Origin of the sequence: Pseudomonas sp. SIMBA_067, assembly GCF_046534675.1 — a bacterium.
Lineage (GTDB): Bacteria > Pseudomonadota > Gammaproteobacteria > Pseudomonadales > Pseudomonadaceae > Aquipseudomonas > Aquipseudomonas putida.
In genome coordinates, this window is the sequence record NZ_JAWRYH010000021.1 from 1 (window position 1) to 15,559 (window position 15,559).

Sequence of the window (15,559 nt, forward strand, 5' to 3'; positions counted from 1 at the left end):
CGGGGCTATAGCTCAGCTGGGAGAGCGCCTGCATGGCATGCAGGAGGTCAGCGGTTCGATCCCGCTTAGCTCCACCAATTTTGCCGCGGTTCGCGTAAGCGGGCCGGCACGAAGGTTACGTCCCCTTCGTCTAGTGGCCTAGGACACCGCCCTTTCACGGCGGTAACAGGGGTTCGAGTCCCCTAGGGGACGCCAGTTTTACACAAGCGATGTTTCATGATGTCGCTGGGCCGCGAGGCTAGAAACCCGGGGCTATAGCTCAGCTGGGAGAGCGCCTGCATGGCATGCAGGAGGTCAGCGGTTCGATCCCGCTTAGCTCCACCAATTTTGCCGCGGTTCGCGTAAGCGGGCCGGCACGAAGGTTACGTCCCCTTCGTCTAGTGGCCTAGGACACCGCCCTTTCACGGCGGTAACAGGGGTTCGAGTCCCCTAGGGGACGCCACTTTTCCTGCGTTTTGCAGGGCTTAAAAAGGCTCGTCGATTATTGATGAGCCTTTTGTTTCGGGGCTATAGCTCAGCTGGGAGAGCGCCTGCATGGCATGCAGGAGGTCAGCGGTTCGATCCCGCTTAGCTCCACCATTTCTGCCAGGGTTCACGCAAGTGAATCTTCGCGAAGGTTACGTCCCCTTCGTCTAGTGGCCTAGGACACCGCCCTTTCACGGCGGTAACAGGGGTTCGAGTCCCCTAGGGGACGCCATCTTTACCCGCGTTTTGCGGGACTTTAAAGGCTCATTCGCTTATTGAATGAGCCTTTTGTTTTTTCTCCCTTCCGAACATTTCGCAGCTGACAAGTGGCGTGAAATTACGCTTGCCAAAAAATATGATATTGATAATATTTCGAACATCATATTTTGAATGGCGAGTGCCTGATGAGCGACAAGAAGAGCAGAACCCGCGAGCGCATTCTGGAAGCGGCACGCAGCGCGCTGATCCAGCACGGCCCGGCCGAGCCCAGCGTCAGCCAGGTGATGGGCGCAGCAGGGCTGACCGTCGGCGGTTTCTATGCCCACTTCGACAGCAAGGACGAGCTGATGCTCGAAGCGTTCCGCCAGCTGTTGGGTGAGCGCCGCGCCTTGCTCGCCCAGATCGACCCCAACCTCGATGGTGCGGGCCGCCGAGCGCTGGCCAGTGCCTTCTACCTGTCGCGCAAACACCGGGATGCCGAGGTGCATGCCTGCCCGCTGCCCAACTCGCTGGGCGAGATGCAGCGCCTTCCGGAGGTCTTCCGCGAGGTATTGGCCGAGCACATCGAGCTGATGACTGCAGCCATGGTCGACCGCCCTGAAGATGCCGACAAGGCCCTGGCCGACCTGGCGCTCATGGTCGGTGGCCTTGCCCTGGCCCGCGCCTTGGGCACCAGCGAGCTGTCTGACCGTATTCTGCGCGCCGCCAAATCGGCGGTGCTTTAACCCTGGAGCATGGCGATGACTACCCTGAGCTGGATTCGTGGTGTCAATGGCACCCTGGGCCGCCTGGCCCCCGAGCATGTCGCGGGCAAGATGCGCCGTGCCTTCATGACCCCGCGCAATCTGCCGCCTCGGGATTGGGAGCTGCCCGTGCTGGCCAGCGCCGAGCGCATCACCCTGCGCTTCGGGTTGTCTGCCTTGCGCTGGGGCAAAGGCCCGACCGTGCTGCTGATGCACGGCTGGGAAGGGCGCCCGACCCAGTTTGCCGCCTTGATCGAGACCTTGGTCCAGGCCGGGCACACGGTGGTGTCGCTGGAAGGGCCGGGCCATGGCCGTTCGCCTGGCGAGCAGGCAAATGTGGTGTTGTTTGCCCGGGCGCTGCTGGAGGCCGCTGCCGAGCTGCCGCCGTTGCGTGCGGTCATTGGCCACTCCATGGGCGGTGCCAGTGTGCTGCTGGCCTTGCAGATGGGGCTGCGCGCGCAGGCCGCGGTCAGCATTGCCGCGCCGGCGCGGCTGCTGGGCGTGCTGCGCGGTTTTGCCCATCGCCTGGGGATGCCGGCGCGCGCGCGGGCGGCGTTCATTCGCCAGGTTGAGCGGGATGTGGGCATGCAGATCGCGCGGCTGGATGTTACCGGTTACCAGCTGGAGCTTCCGGGGTTGGTGGTGCATGCCGCCGATGATGCCCTGGTGGCCGCCGATGAAGCCCAGGTTATTCACAAGGCCTGGTTCGATAGCCGCCTGATGCTGCTGGAGGAGGGTGGCCACCAGCGAGTGCTGTCCGACCCGCGCGTGAGTGAAGGCGTGCTCGAACTGCTGGCCAGGGCAGCTTCGCCGGCGCGCCAAAGCGCTTGAGCATCCGTTACACTCTGTGCGAATCCTGTAGGAGCAGCCTTGTGCTGCGAAGAGGCCCTTAGGAGCAGCGCATCTGTTGTGGCCGTAATGGCCTCTTCGCAGCACAAGGCTGCTCCTACAGGGGAGGGTTACATTTTCGATTCTCAGGAGTGTGCATGAGCTGGGACCTGGCAACACCCTTCGTCATCGACCTGCGCGTCGGTAGCGAGGATATCGACGGCCTAGGCCACGCAAACAACGCGGTGTACGTCACCTGGCTGGAGCGGTGCGCCTGGCGTCACTCCCAGCGGTTAGGCCTGGACCTGGCCGAGTATCGGCGCCTGGACCGGGCGATGGCTGTGGTGCGCCACGAAATCGACTACCTGGCCGCCGCCTATGAGGACGACGAACTGCAACTGGCCACCTGGATCATCGACTGGGACCAGCGCCTGCGCATGACCCGGCGCTTTCAGCTCAAGCGCCCGCGTGACGGGGTAACCCTGTTGCGCGCGCAAACCACCTTTGCCTGCATCGAGCTGTCCAGTGGCAAGCCCAAGCGCATGCCGGCGGAATTCGTCGAAGGTTACGGTCCGGCGCTGATCGGCGCCTGAATCGCCGGCAATTTTTGTTAGACTGCCGGCTTTTCCGCCGAGACCCCGACATGCAAATTGCCCTGGCCCCCATGGAGGGGCTGGTTGACAACATCCTGCGCGACGTATTGACCCGCGTGGGCGGTATCGACTGGTGCGTCACCGAGTTCATTCGCGTGTGCGACCGCCTGCTGCCGGCGTCCTCGTTCGACAAGCTGGCGCCCGAGTTGCGCCAGGGTGCGCGCACGGCCGCCGGGGTGCCCATGCGCGTGCAGTTGCTGGGTTCGGACCCGGTGTGCCTGGCGGAAAACGCGGCGCTGGCCTGTGAGCTGGGTGCGCCCGTGATAGACCTGAACTTCGGCTGCCCGGCCAAGACCGTGAACAAGTCACGGGGTGGTGCCGTGCTGCTCAAAGAGCCGGAGTTGCTGCACGCCATCGTGCGTGAGGTGCGCCGCGCGGTACCAGCGCATATCCCGGTCACTTCGAAGATGCGCCTGGGCTTCGACAGCCCCGACGGCGCGCTGGAGTGTGCCACGGCCCTGGCAGAGGGGGGCTCGGCGCATCTGGTGGTGCATGCGCGGACCAAGGTCGAAGGCTACAAGCCGCCGGCGCATTGGGAGTGGGTGGCGCGGGTGCAGGATGTGGTCAAGGTGCCGGTGTTCGCCAATGGCGAGATCTGGACCGTCGATGACTGGCGCCGCTGCCGTGAGGTCAGTGGGGCCAAAGACATCATGCTGGGCCGAGGGCTGGTATCGCGCCCTGACCTGGGCCTGCAGATTGCCGCGGCGCGTGACGGGCGTGACTATCAGCCGATGAGCTGGGATGACCTGCTGCCGTTGTTGCGCGAGTTCTGGCGTCAGGCCCAGGCCAAACTGTCACCGCGCTATGCGCCGGGGCGGATGAAGCAGTGGTTGGCGATGCTGACCCGCAGTTACCCCGAAGCGGTGGTGTTGTTTGCCGAGTTGCGCCGGGAGGATGACTGCGCACGGATCAGCCGGCTGCTGGGGGTGGAGGTGCAGGCTTTGGAGGCCTGTGTTGCCTGAGCTGGCCTCTTCGCGGGCGCGCCCGCTCCCACAGGTAGGGCACTGGTCCTGAGGCCTGTGGTGATCCTGTGGGAGCGGGCATGCCCGCGAAAAGGGCTGCACCGATTTCAAATTTTTTACCCCTGGCCCCTTGAAAGCTTTTCCCTCGTCCATATCTCTTGAGTACGCGATGCCGAAGTCGGGTCGCGTAGTGACTTACTTGCTGAATCTCAGGAGTTTATGACCATGACTACCGCTTTCTCTCTTGCTCCACTGTTCCGCCATTCCGTTGGTTTCGACCGTTTCAACGACCTGTTCGAATCCGCGGCACGCAATGAGGCCGGTAGCAGCTACCCGCCCTACAACGTGGAAAAGCATGGCGAGGACCACTACCGCATCGTGGTTGCCGCAGCCGGTTTCCAGGAGCAGGACCTCGACCTGCAGGTCGAGAAAGGTGTCCTGACCGTAACCGGTGGCAAGCGCGACAATAGCGCCACTGAAGTGACCTACCTGCATCAGGGTATCGCGCAACGCGCCTTCAAGCTGTCGTTCCGCCTGGCCGACCATATCGAAGTGAAAGCCGCCGGCCTGGCCAACGGCCTGCTCAGCATCGACCTGCTGCGCATCGTGCCTGAAGAAGCCAAGGCCAAGCGCATCCCGATCAATGGCGAAAAACCAGCGCTGAACTGATCACGCTGCAATGATAAAGGGCACCCTCGGGTGCCCTTTTTTGTAGTCGCCTGCATCTGCTTCAGTAGTCTGCCGGCGCCTCCAGCAACAACTTGCGAAATTCCGGCAACGGCAGCGGCCGGCTGTGCAGGTAGCCCTGGTACAGGTGACAGCCCAGCTGTTCGAGAAACTCAAGTTGCTCGGTCAGCTCCACCCCCTCGGCAATCACTGCCAGGTCGAGGCTGCGGGCCATGGCGACAATGGCTCGGACGATTTCAGCGTCGTTGGGGTCGAACGGTGCGTCGCGCACGAAGGTCTGGTCGATCTTCAGCGCATCGACCGGCAGGCGCTTGAGGTAAGTCAGCGACGAATATCCAGTGCCAAAGTCATCCATGGCAAAACTCACCCCGTAACGCTTCAGTTCGCGCATCTTGCTGATGGTGTCTTCCAGGTTCTGGATGACGATGCCTTCGGTGATCTCCAGCTTGAGCATGTGCCGAGGCAGCCGGTAATCGTCCAGGCTGCGCAGCACGCGCTCGACAAAGTTGTTCTGGCGGAACTGCCGCGGGCTGATGTTCACGCACAGGCTGAAATCATCGGCGTCGATCAGCCCGTCGGCCAGCATGCGTGCGCAGGCATCGCAGGCTTCGTCAAGGATCCAGCTGCCAACTTCCAGGATCAGGCCGCTTTCTTCCAGTACCTGAATGAACTGCGCGGGCGGTTGCTGGCCCAGTTGCGGGTGGTGCCAGCGCAGCAGCACCTCGGCGCCGACGATACGGTTGTCGCGGGCATCCACCTGCGGCTGGAAGTGCAGCGCCAGTTCGCCCCGGGCCAAGGCCAGGCGCAGGTCGTTTTCCATGCGCAGGCGTTCGCTGGCGGCCTTCTGCATGGTGGTATGGAACAGCTGGGTGGTGTTGCGCCCGGAGTCCTTTGCCCGGTAAAGGGCGATATCGGCACGCTTGAGCAGATCGGCCGGGGTGGTGCCGTGGTCGGGGATCAGCGCCACGCCGATGCTGGGTGTTACCTGCAGGCGCTGGCCATCCAGTGACATCGGTTCGGCCAGCAGCTCACGCAGCGTGTCGGCCAGTTCGCGCACTTTTTCCTCCACCACCTCACGGCTGCCCTCCAGGCCGCTGAGCAGTACCACGAACTCGTCGCCACCCAGGCGGGCCACGGTGTCCTCCAGGCGCACACTGGCTTCCAGGCGGGCGGTGATGATCTTCAGCACCGTGTCGCCCACCGGGTGGCCCAGTGAGTCGTTGATGTGCTTGAAGTGGTCGAGGTCGAGGAACAGCAGGGCGCCGCGCAGGTTATGGCGCTTGAGCAGGGCGATCTGCTGGCTCAGGCGGTCCATCAGCAGGGCGCGGTTGGGCAGGTTGGTCAACGGGTCGTGATAGGCCAGGTGGCGGATCTGCGCCTGGGCGTTCTTCAACTGGCTGACGTCGCGGGCAGTCAATAGCAGGCAGTCGACTTCGTTGAGGGTGATCGGCTCGACAGAGACTTCAACGGTGAGGATATCGCCGCGCTTGTTACGGCCGAGCATTTCCCGGTGATGCACCCGGCCGCGGTCGCGCAATTCGGCCAGCAACGCGCTGCGCTGCTTGTCGTCGGCCCAGATACCGATTTCGTACACCGTGTGGCCGACCACATCGGCGGCGCTGTAGCCGGTCAGGCGGCAGAAGCCGTCGTTGATTTCCAGGTAACGGCCGCTGTGGCGTTCGGTGATGGTGATGGCGTCGGGGCTGGAGTGGAAGGCCTTGGCAAACTTCTCTTCGCTGGATTTGAGCGCCGCCTCGGCGCGTTGCTGCTGGGTGATGTCGCGCAGGGTGGTAACGCTGCAGGGCTGGTCGTCAACGGTGATCAGGCGGCTGGAGATCACGCAGGTCAACGGGGTGCCGTTGCGGTGGTTGACCACCACGGCGACGTTGCTCAAGGCCTGTTCGCGGATCACCCGCTCGATACGTTGCGCACGCTCGATGGACTCGGCCCACAGGCCGATTTCCTCGGCGGTGCGGCCGATCACCTGGCCGCTGTCCCAGCCAAAGGTCTGGCTGAACGCCGGGTTGATCTCGATGAACTGGCCGGTATCCTGGCGGGTCACGCAGATCGGGTCGGGGCTGACCTGGAACAGGCTCGCGAACTTCTCTTCCGAGGCGCTCAGGCGCTGCTCGCGCTCCACCTGGTCGGTGATGTCGAGCAGGGTACCGGCCATGCGCAGCGGGTTGCCCTGCTCGTCGCGGTACAGCCGTGCACGGCTTTCGATGTAACGCGAAATGCCGCTTTCCAGCTGCACCCGGTAGGTGATCTGGTAGTTCCCGGCGGGCCCTTCGCGCAGGCTGCGGTAGGCCTGGCGCATCGAGTTGCGTTCCTGCTCTGGCACCCCCTCGAAAAACGCATCGAACGATTCGTGAAAAGGGGTGGGCGGCAGGCCGTGCAGCTGCGCGGCGCGGGCCGAGCCGTAGAGCATGCCGCTGGGGATGTGCCAGTCCCAGGTGCCCAGCTGCGCCGAGTCCAGGGCCAGGTCCAGGCGCTCCTGGCTGTCCTTCAGGGCCTGCTCGGCGCGCTTGCGTTCGGTGGTGTCGACAAAGGTGCTGATCAGGAAGGTGACGCCCTCCAGTTCGATGCCCTGGGTGCAGAGTATGCCGTCGTGCACCTTGCCGCTGGTGGCGCGGAACTGCACCTCCATGATCAGCGGGCCGCCGCTGGCGCGGGTCGACTCCATCACCTGGTGGCGCTGTTCGGGGTTGACCCACAGGCCCAGCTCCAGGCTGGTCTTGCCTATTACCTGGCTGCCCGGCCAGCCAAACATGTCTTCGAAGTGCTGGTTGACCTCGAAGATCATGCCGTCGTGGCGGCGGGTGAGAAGAATGGCGTTGGGGCTGAGGTGGAACAGGGTGGCGAAGCGCTTTTCCGAATTGATCAGCGCTGTTTCCCGTTCGCGCTGGCGAGTGATTTCGCGGATCACCCCGATCATTTGTGGCCGGCCATGCTGGTCGTGGGTCAGGCTACCGTTGATCTCCAGCCAGTGCAGGCTACCGTCCGGCCAGCGAATACGGTGACGCATGGCCTGTTCCACCGGCTCGCCGTTGAATACCGCCTGGAATACCTGGCGCGTGCGCGCGCGGTCTTCCTCGGGCAGCAGGTCGAGGTAGTCGACATCGGCGGGCAACGGCCGCTGCGGGTCGAAGCCGAACAGGGCCTGGGTGCCCCGTGACCAGCTGACCCGGCCGCTTTCGATATCCCATAGCCAAGCCCCCAGGCGCGCACCGTTGAGGGCGGCCAGCAGTTGTGGGGCGTTTTGCCAGGCCTGTTCCGACTCTTGGGGATCGGCCGCTGGGATACGCGGCAGGCGCAAAAAGCGGTTTGCTGATTTGGGCATCGGTACCAGACCTTTGGCGTATGACGCGTCCTTGAATTGGAAGTACCGGGCTGACGGCCGGTCAGGCGGGCCCTGCGTGGCTGTCGAGCAGGGCCATGAATGCCCTGGCCGCGTTCGATAGCGTTCGCTCCGTGTGCAAGATGTAGCCTAGCTGGCGCGACAGCTGTATGCCCGGCAAGGCGATGGGTGCAACCTGTTCGTCGAGCATGGTGCGTGGCAATACGCTCCAGGCCAGGCCGATCGATACCATCATCTTGATGGTTTCCAGGTAGTTGGTGCTCATGGCGATGTTCGGCGTCAGGCCCTGGCTTTCGAACAGGCGCTGGACAATATGGTGGGTGAAGGTGTTGCCGCCAGGGAATACCGCCGGGTGGCGGGCGACATCCGCCAGGCTGACCTCATGGTTGTTGGCCAGCGGGTGCTCGGGGGCGGCGACGAAGTCCAGGGCGTCGTCCCACACCGGCACGGCTTTGACCAGGTGATGCGGGTCGGGCGCCAGGGTGATCACGGCAATTTCGGCGCGGCCATGCAGAATTTCGTCGTAGGCCTGTTCGGAATCCAGAAACTGAATATCCAGCGCCACGGCCGGGTACTGGCGGGTGAACGTCCGCAGCAGTGGTGGCAGGCGGTGCAGGCCGATGTGGTGGCTGGTGGCCAGGGTCAGACGACCGCTCACGGCCCCGGTCAGATTGGTCAGCGCGCGTCGGGTATCATCAAGGACATTGAGGATCTGGTAGGCCCGTGGCAGCAGGGCGCGCCCAGCCTCGGTCAAAGTCACCTCGCGGCCCAGGCGGTCGAACAGCCGTACACCCAGTTGCTGCTCCAGCCCGGCGATGCGTTTGCTGATGGCCGGCTGGGTCAGGAACAGCCGTTCGGCAGCCCCGGAAAAGCTGCCGGTTTCGGCAATGGCGATAAAGGCACTGAGGTTGGCCAGGTCCATGTAGTCGTATTCCTTTGGGTTATCCAAAGCATAAAAATTATGAATTTGAGTTATTCAATCTAACCCCATAGCATCGTCCGTACAAGCCAAGGGGTCTTTGGCATAGAAAGACGCTGATGAGGAACAGTCTGATGGCTGGCAAAACGCTCTACGACAAACTCTGGGAAGCCCATGAGGTCAAGCGCCGTGATGACGGCTCGTCCTTGATCTACATCGACCGCCACATCATCCACGAAGTGACGTCGCCCCAGGCCTTCGAAGGCCTGCGCCTGGCCAACCGCAAACCGTGGCGCATCGACACCAACATCGCCACCCCCGACCACAACGTGCCGACCACGCCAGAGCGCAAGGGCGGTATCGAGGCCATCGTCGACCAGGTGTCGCGCCTGCAGGTGCAGACCCTTGACGAAAACTGTGACGAATACGGCATCGTCGAATTCAAGATGAATGACGAACGCCAGGGCATCGTCCACGTCATCAGCCCGGAGCAGGGGGCCACCTTGCCTGGCATGACCGTGGTCTGCGGCGACTCGCACACCTCCACCCATGGCGCCTTCGGCGCCTTGGCCCACGGCATTGGTACTTCCGAGGTTGAGCACGTGCTCGCCACCCAGTGCCTGGTCGCCAAGAAGATGAAGAACATGCTGGTGCGCGTGGAAGGCCAGTTGCCTGCCGGCGTTACCGCCAAGGACATCGTCCTGGCCGTGATCGGCAAGATCGGCACCGCCGGTGGCAACGGCCACGCCATGGAGTTCGCCGGCAGCGCCATCCGCGAATTGTCGATGGAAGGCCGGATGACCATCTGCAACATGTCCATCGAGGCCGGTGCCCGTGTGGGCCTGGTGGCCACTGACGCCACCACCGTTGCCTATGTCGAAGGCCGCCCGTATGCGCCGAAGGGCGAGCAGTGGAAGCAAGCGGTCGAGTCGTGGAAAGACCTGGTGTCGGATGACGATGCCGTGTTCGACACCGTGGTCGAGCTGGATGCCAGCCAGATCAAGCCACAGGTCAGCTGGGGCACCTCGCCCGAGATGGTGTTGGCCGTCGACCAGCGCGTGCCGGACCCGGCTGCCGAAGCCGACCTGGTCAAGCGTGGTTCGATCGAGCGTGCCTTGAAGTACATGGGCCTGACCGCCAACCAGGCGATCACCGACATCCAGCTGGACCGCGTGTTCATCGGCTCGTGCACCAACTCGCGTATCGAAGACCTGCGCGCCGCGGCCGAAATCGCCAAGGGCCGCAAGGTCGCCGCTACCGTCAAGCAAGCCATCGTCGTGCCGGGCTCGGGCCTGGTCAAGGCCCAGGCCGAGCGCGAAGGCCTGGACAAGATCTTCGTCGAAGCCGGTTTCGAATGGCGTGAGCCAGGCTGTTCGATGTGCCTGGCGATGAACCCGGACCGTCTGGAGAGCGGCGAGCATTGCGCGTCCACCTCCAACCGCAACTTCGAAGGCCGTCAGGGCGCCGGTGGCCGTACCCACCTGGTCAGCCCGGCCATGGCGGCCGCTGCCGCAGTGACCGGCCACTTCATCGATGTCCGCGAGTTGATCCAAGGGAGCGCAGCATGAAAGCCTTTACCCAGCACACTGGCCTCGTCGCGCCGTTGGACCGTGCCAACGTCGACACCGACCAGATCATCCCCAAGCAGTTTCTGAAGTCGATCAAACGCACCGGCTTTGGCCCTAACCTGTTCGACGAATGGCGCTACCTGGACGTGGGCCAGCCCTACCAGGACAACAGCAAGCGCCCGCTCAACCAGGATTTCGTGCTCAACCACGAACGCTACCAGGGTGCCAGCGTGTTGCTGGCGCGGGAGAACTTCGGTTGCGGCTCCAGCCGTGAGCACGCCCCGTGGGCACTGGATGAGTACGGCTTCCGCAGCATCATTGCGCCGAGCTTTGCCGACATCTTCTTCAACAACAGCTTCAAGAACGGACTGTTGCCGATCATCCTCAGCGATGAAGAAGTGGACGAGCTGTTCAAGCAGGTCGAAGCCAACCCGGGCTACCAGCTGACCGTCGACCTGCAAGCGCAGGCGGTGACCCGCCCGGATGGCAAGGTGCTGCACTTCGAGATCGATGCGTTCCGCAAACACTGCCTGCTCAACGGCCTTGACGATATCGGCCTGACCCTGCAGGACAGCGATGCGATCAAGGCCTTCGAAGGCAAGCACCGCGCCAGCCAGCCTTGGCTGTTCCGTGATGCCTGAGTGATGTAGGTGAGTTTGCTGGCCTCATCGCCGGCAAGCCAGCTCCCACAGGATCACCACAGGCCTGAATGCTGTTGGTTTCCTGTGGAGCTGGCTTGCCGGCGATAGGGCCAGTAAAAACAACCCAAGACCAAAAGGATTTAGACATGACCAGCACCCAACACACCGACGTGGTCCAGCGCCAGTTCGGCGAACAGGCCAGCGCCTACCTCAGCAGCGCCGTGCACGCCCAGGGCAGTGAATTCGCCCTGTTGCAGGCCGAGCTGGCGGGGCAGGCGCATGCCCGCGTGCTGGACCTGGGCTGCGGTGCCGGTCATGTCAGTTTCCACGTCGCCCCGCTGGTTGCCGAGGTGGTCGCCTATGACCTCTCGCAATCCATGCTCGACGTGGTCGCCAGCGCCGCCGCCGAGCGCGGCCTGGCCAATATCACCACCGAGCGTGGTGCTGCCGAACGCTTGCCGTTCGCCGATGCCTCGTTCGACTTCGTCTTCAGCCGCTACTCGGCCCACCACTGGAGCGACGTGGGCCTGGCCCTGCGCGAAGTGCGCCGGGTGCTCAAGCCAGGTGGCGTGGCGGCGTTCATCGACGTGATGTCGCCCGGCAGCCCGCTGCTCGACACCTACCTGCAAACGGTCGAAGTGCTGCGCGACACCAGCCATGTGCGCGACTACTCCGCTGCCGAATGGCAGCGCCAGGTCAGCGAAGCCGGCCTGCATGTGCGCAGCCACACGCGCCAGCCGCTGCGCCTGGAGTTCACTAGCTGGGTCGAGCGCATGCGTACCCCCGAGCCGATGCGCGTGGCCATCCGCCAATTGCAGCAAGCCATGGGTGAAGAAGTACGGCAGTATTACCAGATCGAGGCCGATGGCTCGTTCAGCACCGATGTGCTGGTGTTGTGGGCCGAGCGTTAAGCACTTTTCGGTGGGGCCCGTCTGGCCGCACCGCGTGAATGAATAGAGGAAAGCATGAGCAAGCAGATTCTGATTCTCCCAGGTGACGGTATCGGCCCGGAAATCATGGCCGAAGCGGTCAAGGTGCTGGAACTGGCCAACGACAAGTTCCAGCTCGGCTTCAGCCTGGAGCACGACGTGATCGGTGGCGCGGCCATCGACAAGCACGGTGTGCCGCTGGCCGACGAAACCCTGGAGCGTGCGCGCAAGGCCGATGCCGTGCTGCTGGGCGCCGTGGGTGGCCCGAAGTGGGACAAGATCGAGCGTGACATCCGCCCGGAGCGCGGCCTGCTGAAAATCCGTTCGCAACTGGGCCTGTTCGCCAACCTGCGCCCGGCCATCCTCTACCCGCAACTGGCCGATGCCTCGTCGCTGAAGCCGGAAATCGTTTCGGGCCTGGACATCCTCATCGTCCGTGAGCTGACCGGTGGCATCTACTTCGGTGCCCCGCGTGGCCAGCGCGAGCTGGAAGGCGGCGAGCGCCAGGCCTACGACACCCTGCCGTACAGCGAAAGCGAAGTGCGCCGCATTGCCCGTGTCGGCTTCGACATGGCCCGCGTGCGCGGCAAGAAGCTGTGCTCGGTGGACAAGGCCAACGTCCTGGCGTCCAGCCAGCTGTGGCGTGAAGTGGTCGAAGACGTGGCCAAGGACTACCCGGATGTCGAACTGAGCCACATGTACGTCGACAACGCTGCCATGCAGCTGGTACGTGCACCCAAGCAGTTCGACGTGATGGTGACCGACAACATGTTCGGTGACATTCTGTCGGATGAAGCTTCCATGCTGACCGGTTCCATCGGCATGCTGCCTTCTGCATCGCTGGATGCCGACAACAAGGGCATGTACGAGCCGTGCCACGGCTCGGCGCCGGACATCGCCGGCCTTGGCATCGCCAACCCGCTGGCGACCATCCTTTCGGTGTCGATGATGCTGCGTTACAGCTTCAATCAGTTGGCCGCCGCCGACGCGATCGAGAAGGCCGTTAGCCTGGTTCTGGACCAGGGTTTGCGCACCGGCGACATCTACTCGGAAGGCTGCCGCAAAGTTGGTACGCAGGAAATGGGCGACGCAGTAGTCGCAGCGCTGCGGAATCTGTAATCTCTCTGGCCCGCCACCCCAAATTCCCGGTGGCGGCCCACTTTTAGCAAAGGTGTAGTTGCGATGAAACGTGTAGGTCTGATCGGTTGGCGCGGTATGGTCGGTTCCGTGCTCATGCAGCGGATGCTGGAGGAGCAGGATTTCGACCTTATCGAGCCGGTGTTCTTCACTACTTCCAACGTGGGTGGCCAAGGCCCGAACGTGGGCAAGGATACAGCGCCGCTCAAGGACGCGTATTCGATTGAAGAACTCAAGACCCTCGACGTTATCCTGACCTGCCAGGGCGGCGACTATACCAACGAGGTCTTCCCCAAGCTGCGTGAAGCCGGCTGGCAGGGTTACTGGATCGATGCTGCCTCGTCCCTGCGTATGCAGGATGACGCCGTGATCGTCCTCGACCCGGTCAACCGCAAGGTCATCGACCAGCAGCTGGACGCCGGTACCAAGAACTACATCGGCGGCAACTGCACCGTCAGCCTGATGCTGATGGGCCTGGGTGGCCTGTTCGAAGCCGGCCTGGTCGAGTGGATGAGCGCCATGACCTACCAGGCAGCCTCGGGTGCCGGCGCGCAGAACATGCGCGAGCTGATCAAGCAGATGGGTGCCACCCACGCCGCCGTTGCCGACGACCTGGCCAACCCGGCCAGCGCCATCCTCGACATCGACCGCAAGGTTGCCGAGGCCATGCGCAGCGAAGCCTTCCCGACCGAGAACTTTGGCGTGCCACTGGCGGGTAGCCTGATCCCGTGGATCGACAAGGAACTGCCGAACGGCCAGAGCCGTGAAGAGTGGAAGGCCCAGGCCGAGACCAACAAGATCCTCGGCCGCTTCAAGAGCCCGATCCCGGTCGACGGCATCTGCGTGCGCATCGGCGCCATGCGTTGCCACAGCCAGGCGCTGACCATCAAGCTGAACAAGGATGTGCCGATCGCCGACATCGAAGGCATGATCAGCCAGCACAACCCTTGGGTGAAACTGGTGCCGAACCAGCGTGAAATCAGCATGCAGGAACTGACCCCAACCAAGGTCACCGGCACCCTGAACATCCCGGTTGGCCGCCTGCGCAAGCTGAACATGGGCTCGCAGTACCTGGGCGCTTTCACCGTGGGTGACCAGCTGCTGTGGGGTGCTGCCGAACCGCTGCGCCGCATGCTGCGGATCCTGCTGGAGCGTTGATCGTTCTGCTTTGACTAAAAACCCGCGCTGGCGACAGCGCGGGTTTTTTTTGAGTGTTCGCCACAGCATTTTTAGTGCCGGTGAGATCGAGCGCCGCCCGCGCGGCGCTCGATATCACAAACACCGCAAATCCCAAGCCATCCCCGCTAGCCCTCACGCAACCCACAGCGACGAAGATACGGCCAGCACAGACAAAACCCTACAATCCGAGTAAAGTGCCGCCCCCGCCGTTTTCTGCAAGAGGATCCCTACCATGACACACCCTTTGGACATCGCCGTCGTCGGCGCCACCGGCAGCGTCGGTGAAGCCTTGGTGCAGATCCTCGAAGAGCTGGCGTTCCCGGTCGCCACCCTGCACCTGCTGGCCAGCATGGAGTCGGCAGGCAGCAGCGTGATGTTCGCCGGCAAGAAGCTCAAGGTGCGTGAAGTGGACAGCTTCGACTTTGCCCAGGTCAAGCTGGCCTTCTTCGCCACTGGCGCCGCAGTCAGCCGCAGCTTTGCCAGCAAGGCGCTGCAGGCGGGCTGCACGGTGATCGACCTGTCTGGTGGCCTGGACGACGCCCTGGCCCTGGTGCCTGAGGCCAACGCAGAGCGCCTGGCTGGCCTGACGCTGCCGGCGCGCATCGTCAGCCCATGCTCGGCCGCGGTTGCCGTGGCGGTTGCGCTGGCACCGCTCAAGGGCCTGCTGGACATTGAGCGGGTGCAGGTGATGGCGTCGCTGGCGGTGTCCGCGCAAGGCCGCGAAGCGGTCAGCGAACTGGCCCGGCAAACGGCCGAACTGCTCAATGCCCGGCCACTGGAGCCGCGTTTCTTCGACCGCCAGGTGGCATTCAACCTGCTGGCCCAGGTGGGGGCCGCCGATGAGCAAGGCCATACAGCGCCGGAGCGCCGCCTGGTCAGCGAGTTGCGCGTGCTGCTGGGCATGCCTGAATTGAAGATTTCCGTGAGCTGCGTTCAAGTCCCGGTGTTTTTCGGCGATAGCTTCAGTGTGGCCGTGCAGAGCCGTCGCCCGGTCGACCTGGCAGCGGTCAACCAGGCACTGGAGGCAGCTGATAGTGTCGAGCTGGTGGAACGTGATGATTATCCGACCCCGGTCGGTGACGCAGTGGGCCAAGACGTGGTCTATGTTGGTCGTGTACGTCACGGTGTTGATGAAGACCAGCAGCTCAACCTCTGGCTGACCACCGACAACGTGCGCAAAGGCGCCGCGCTCAATGCCGTGCAAGTGGCACAATTGTTGATTAAACAGATGCCGTAAAAGATACTGGCGAGCACTTTTGTCCTGCTCTGCT

13 protein-coding genes and 6 tRNA genes are annotated in these 15,559 nt (G+C 63.4%); 17 read left to right on the forward strand and 2 right to left on the reverse strand.

Annotation, left to right across the window (positions count from 1 at the left end):
• The first annotated feature begins 1 nt into the window (after position 1).
• The 11 genes from SB765_RS27325 to SB765_RS27375 all read left to right on the forward strand — a co-directional run bounded on the left by SB765_RS27325 (position 2) and on the right by SB765_RS27375 (position 4,539).
• Positions 2-77 (forward strand) — tRNA-Ala (locus tag SB765_RS27325).
• Between the two features lie 42 nt (positions 78-119).
• Positions 120-195: transfer RNA gene (locus SB765_RS27330), tRNA-Glu, on the forward strand.
• 53 nt (positions 196-248) lie between these two features.
• Positions 249-324: transfer RNA gene (locus SB765_RS27335), tRNA-Ala, on the forward strand.
• A 42-nt stretch (positions 325-366) separates the two neighbouring features.
• A tRNA-Glu gene (locus SB765_RS27340) sits at positions 367-442 on the forward strand.
• A 61-nt stretch (positions 443-503) separates the two neighbouring features.
• Positions 504-579: transfer RNA gene (locus SB765_RS27345), tRNA-Ala, on the forward strand.
• Positions 580-621: 42 nt separating this feature from the next.
• Positions 622-697: transfer RNA gene (locus SB765_RS27350), tRNA-Glu, on the forward strand.
• A 172-nt stretch (positions 698-869) separates the two neighbouring features.
• A complete protein-coding gene (locus SB765_RS27355; RefSeq protein WP_049274396.1) occupies positions 870-1,409 on the forward strand; it encodes a TetR/AcrR family transcriptional regulator in 540 nt (179 codons plus the stop codon).
• A gap of 15 nt (positions 1,410-1,424) precedes the next feature.
• Positions 1,425-2,258, forward strand: coding sequence for an alpha/beta fold hydrolase (locus tag SB765_RS27360; protein ID WP_338746527.1), 834 nt, complete (start codon positions 1,425-1,427; stop codon positions 2,256-2,258).
• Positions 2,259-2,413: 155 nt separating this feature from the next.
• The gene (locus SB765_RS27365; protein WP_016500875.1) at positions 2,414-2,848 is read left to right on the forward strand and encodes an acyl-CoA thioesterase; all 435 of its coding nucleotides are present in this window, start codon (positions 2,414-2,416) and stop codon (positions 2,846-2,848) included.
• A 50-nt stretch (positions 2,849-2,898) separates the two neighbouring features.
• Positions 2,899-3,870 carry a tRNA dihydrouridine synthase gene (locus SB765_RS27370; RefSeq protein ID WP_410932238.1) on the forward strand — a complete coding sequence of 324 codons (972 nt, stop codon included), beginning with the start codon at positions 2,899-2,901 and terminating at the stop codon, positions 3,868-3,870.
• Positions 3,871-4,095: 225 nt separating this feature from the next.
• Positions 4,096-4,539 (forward strand): Hsp20 family protein, encoded by a 444-nt coding sequence (locus tag SB765_RS27375; protein ID WP_041168109.1) that lies wholly within the window; start codon positions 4,096-4,098, stop codon positions 4,537-4,539.
• A gap of 61 nt (positions 4,540-4,600) precedes the next feature.
• Here the strand turns inward: SB765_RS27375 and SB765_RS27380 are convergent, their stop codons facing one another.
• Entirely contained in the window at positions 4,601-7,897 is a 3,297-nt protein-coding gene (locus SB765_RS27380) for a PAS domain S-box protein (RefSeq protein WP_341797965.1), read from the reverse strand.
• A 61-nt stretch (positions 7,898-7,958) separates the two neighbouring features.
• On the reverse strand, positions 7,959-8,837 hold the full coding sequence (locus tag SB765_RS27385) for a LysR family transcriptional regulator (protein ID WP_341797966.1): 879 nt from the start codon (positions 8,835-8,837) through the stop codon (positions 7,959-7,961).
• A gap of 131 nt (positions 8,838-8,968) precedes the next feature.
• Here SB765_RS27385 and leuC point away from each other — a divergent pair, with 131 nt between their 5' ends.
• The 6 genes from leuC (at position 8,969) to SB765_RS27415 (ending at position 15,525) form a co-directional block, all read left to right on the forward strand.
• Complete coding sequence (gene leuC / locus SB765_RS27390; protein ID WP_016500870.1) at positions 8,969-10,402, forward strand: 3-isopropylmalate dehydratase large subunit; 1,434 nt, start codon at positions 8,969-8,971, stop codon at positions 10,400-10,402.
• On the forward strand, positions 10,399-11,043 hold the full coding sequence (gene leuD / locus SB765_RS27395) for a 3-isopropylmalate dehydratase small subunit (protein WP_341797967.1): 645 nt from the start codon (positions 10,399-10,401) through the stop codon (positions 11,041-11,043). Before leuC ends, leuD begins: the two co-directional genes overlap by 4 nt.
• A gap of 146 nt (positions 11,044-11,189) precedes the next feature.
• A complete protein-coding gene (locus SB765_RS27400) occupies positions 11,190-11,954 on the forward strand; it encodes a class I SAM-dependent methyltransferase (protein WP_410932239.1) in 765 nt (254 codons plus the stop codon).
• Between the two features lie 54 nt (positions 11,955-12,008).
• A complete protein-coding gene (gene leuB, locus SB765_RS27405; protein WP_410911340.1) occupies positions 12,009-13,091 on the forward strand; it encodes a 3-isopropylmalate dehydrogenase in 1,083 nt (360 codons plus the stop codon).
• Between the two features lie 63 nt (positions 13,092-13,154).
• Complete coding sequence (gene asd, locus SB765_RS27410; protein ID WP_019473016.1) at positions 13,155-14,267, forward strand: aspartate-semialdehyde dehydrogenase; 1,113 nt, start codon at positions 13,155-13,157, stop codon at positions 14,265-14,267.
• Between the two features lie 253 nt (positions 14,268-14,520).
• A complete protein-coding gene (locus tag SB765_RS27415) occupies positions 14,521-15,525 on the forward strand; it encodes an aspartate-semialdehyde dehydrogenase (protein ID WP_016500865.1) in 1,005 nt (334 codons plus the stop codon).
• Positions 15,526-15,559 lie beyond the last annotated feature (34 nt).

Bases quoted from the DNA above. Each gene is read 5' to 3' on its own strand.
- SB765_RS27380 (WP_341797965.1), bottom strand. From the start codon at position 7,897: ATGCCCAAATCAGCAAACCGCTTTTTGCGCCTGCCGCGTATCCCAGCG.
- leuD (WP_341797967.1), top strand. From the start codon at position 10,399: ATGAAAGCCTTTACCCAGCACACTGGCCTCGTCGCGCCGTTGGACCGT.
- SB765_RS27415 (WP_016500865.1), top strand. From the start codon at position 14,521: ATGACACACCCTTTGGACATCGCCGTCGTCGGCGCCACCGGCAGCGTC.
- leuB (WP_410911340.1), top strand. From the start codon at position 12,009: ATGAGCAAGCAGATTCTGATTCTCCCAGGTGACGGTATCGGCCCGGAA.
- asd (WP_019473016.1), top strand. From the start codon at position 13,155: ATGAAACGTGTAGGTCTGATCGGTTGGCGCGGTATGGTCGGTTCCGTG.
- SB765_RS27375 (WP_041168109.1), top strand. From the start codon at position 4,096: ATGACTACCGCTTTCTCTCTTGCTCCACTGTTCCGCCATTCCGTTGGT.
- SB765_RS27355 (WP_049274396.1), top strand. From the start codon at position 870: ATGAGCGACAAGAAGAGCAGAACCCGCGAGCGCATTCTGGAAGCGGCA.
- SB765_RS27385 (WP_341797966.1), bottom strand. From the start codon at position 8,837: ATGGACCTGGCCAACCTCAGTGCCTTTATCGCCATTGCCGAAACCGGC.
- SB765_RS27365 (WP_016500875.1), top strand. From the start codon at position 2,414: ATGAGCTGGGACCTGGCAACACCCTTCGTCATCGACCTGCGCGTCGGT.
- leuC (WP_016500870.1), top strand. From the start codon at position 8,969: ATGGCTGGCAAAACGCTCTACGACAAACTCTGGGAAGCCCATGAGGTC.
- SB765_RS27400 (WP_410932239.1), top strand. From the start codon at position 11,190: ATGACCAGCACCCAACACACCGACGTGGTCCAGCGCCAGTTCGGCGAA.
- SB765_RS27370 (WP_410932238.1), top strand. From the start codon at position 2,899: ATGCAAATTGCCCTGGCCCCCATGGAGGGGCTGGTTGACAACATCCTG.
- SB765_RS27360 (WP_338746527.1), top strand. From the start codon at position 1,425: ATGACTACCCTGAGCTGGATTCGTGGTGTCAATGGCACCCTGGGCCGC.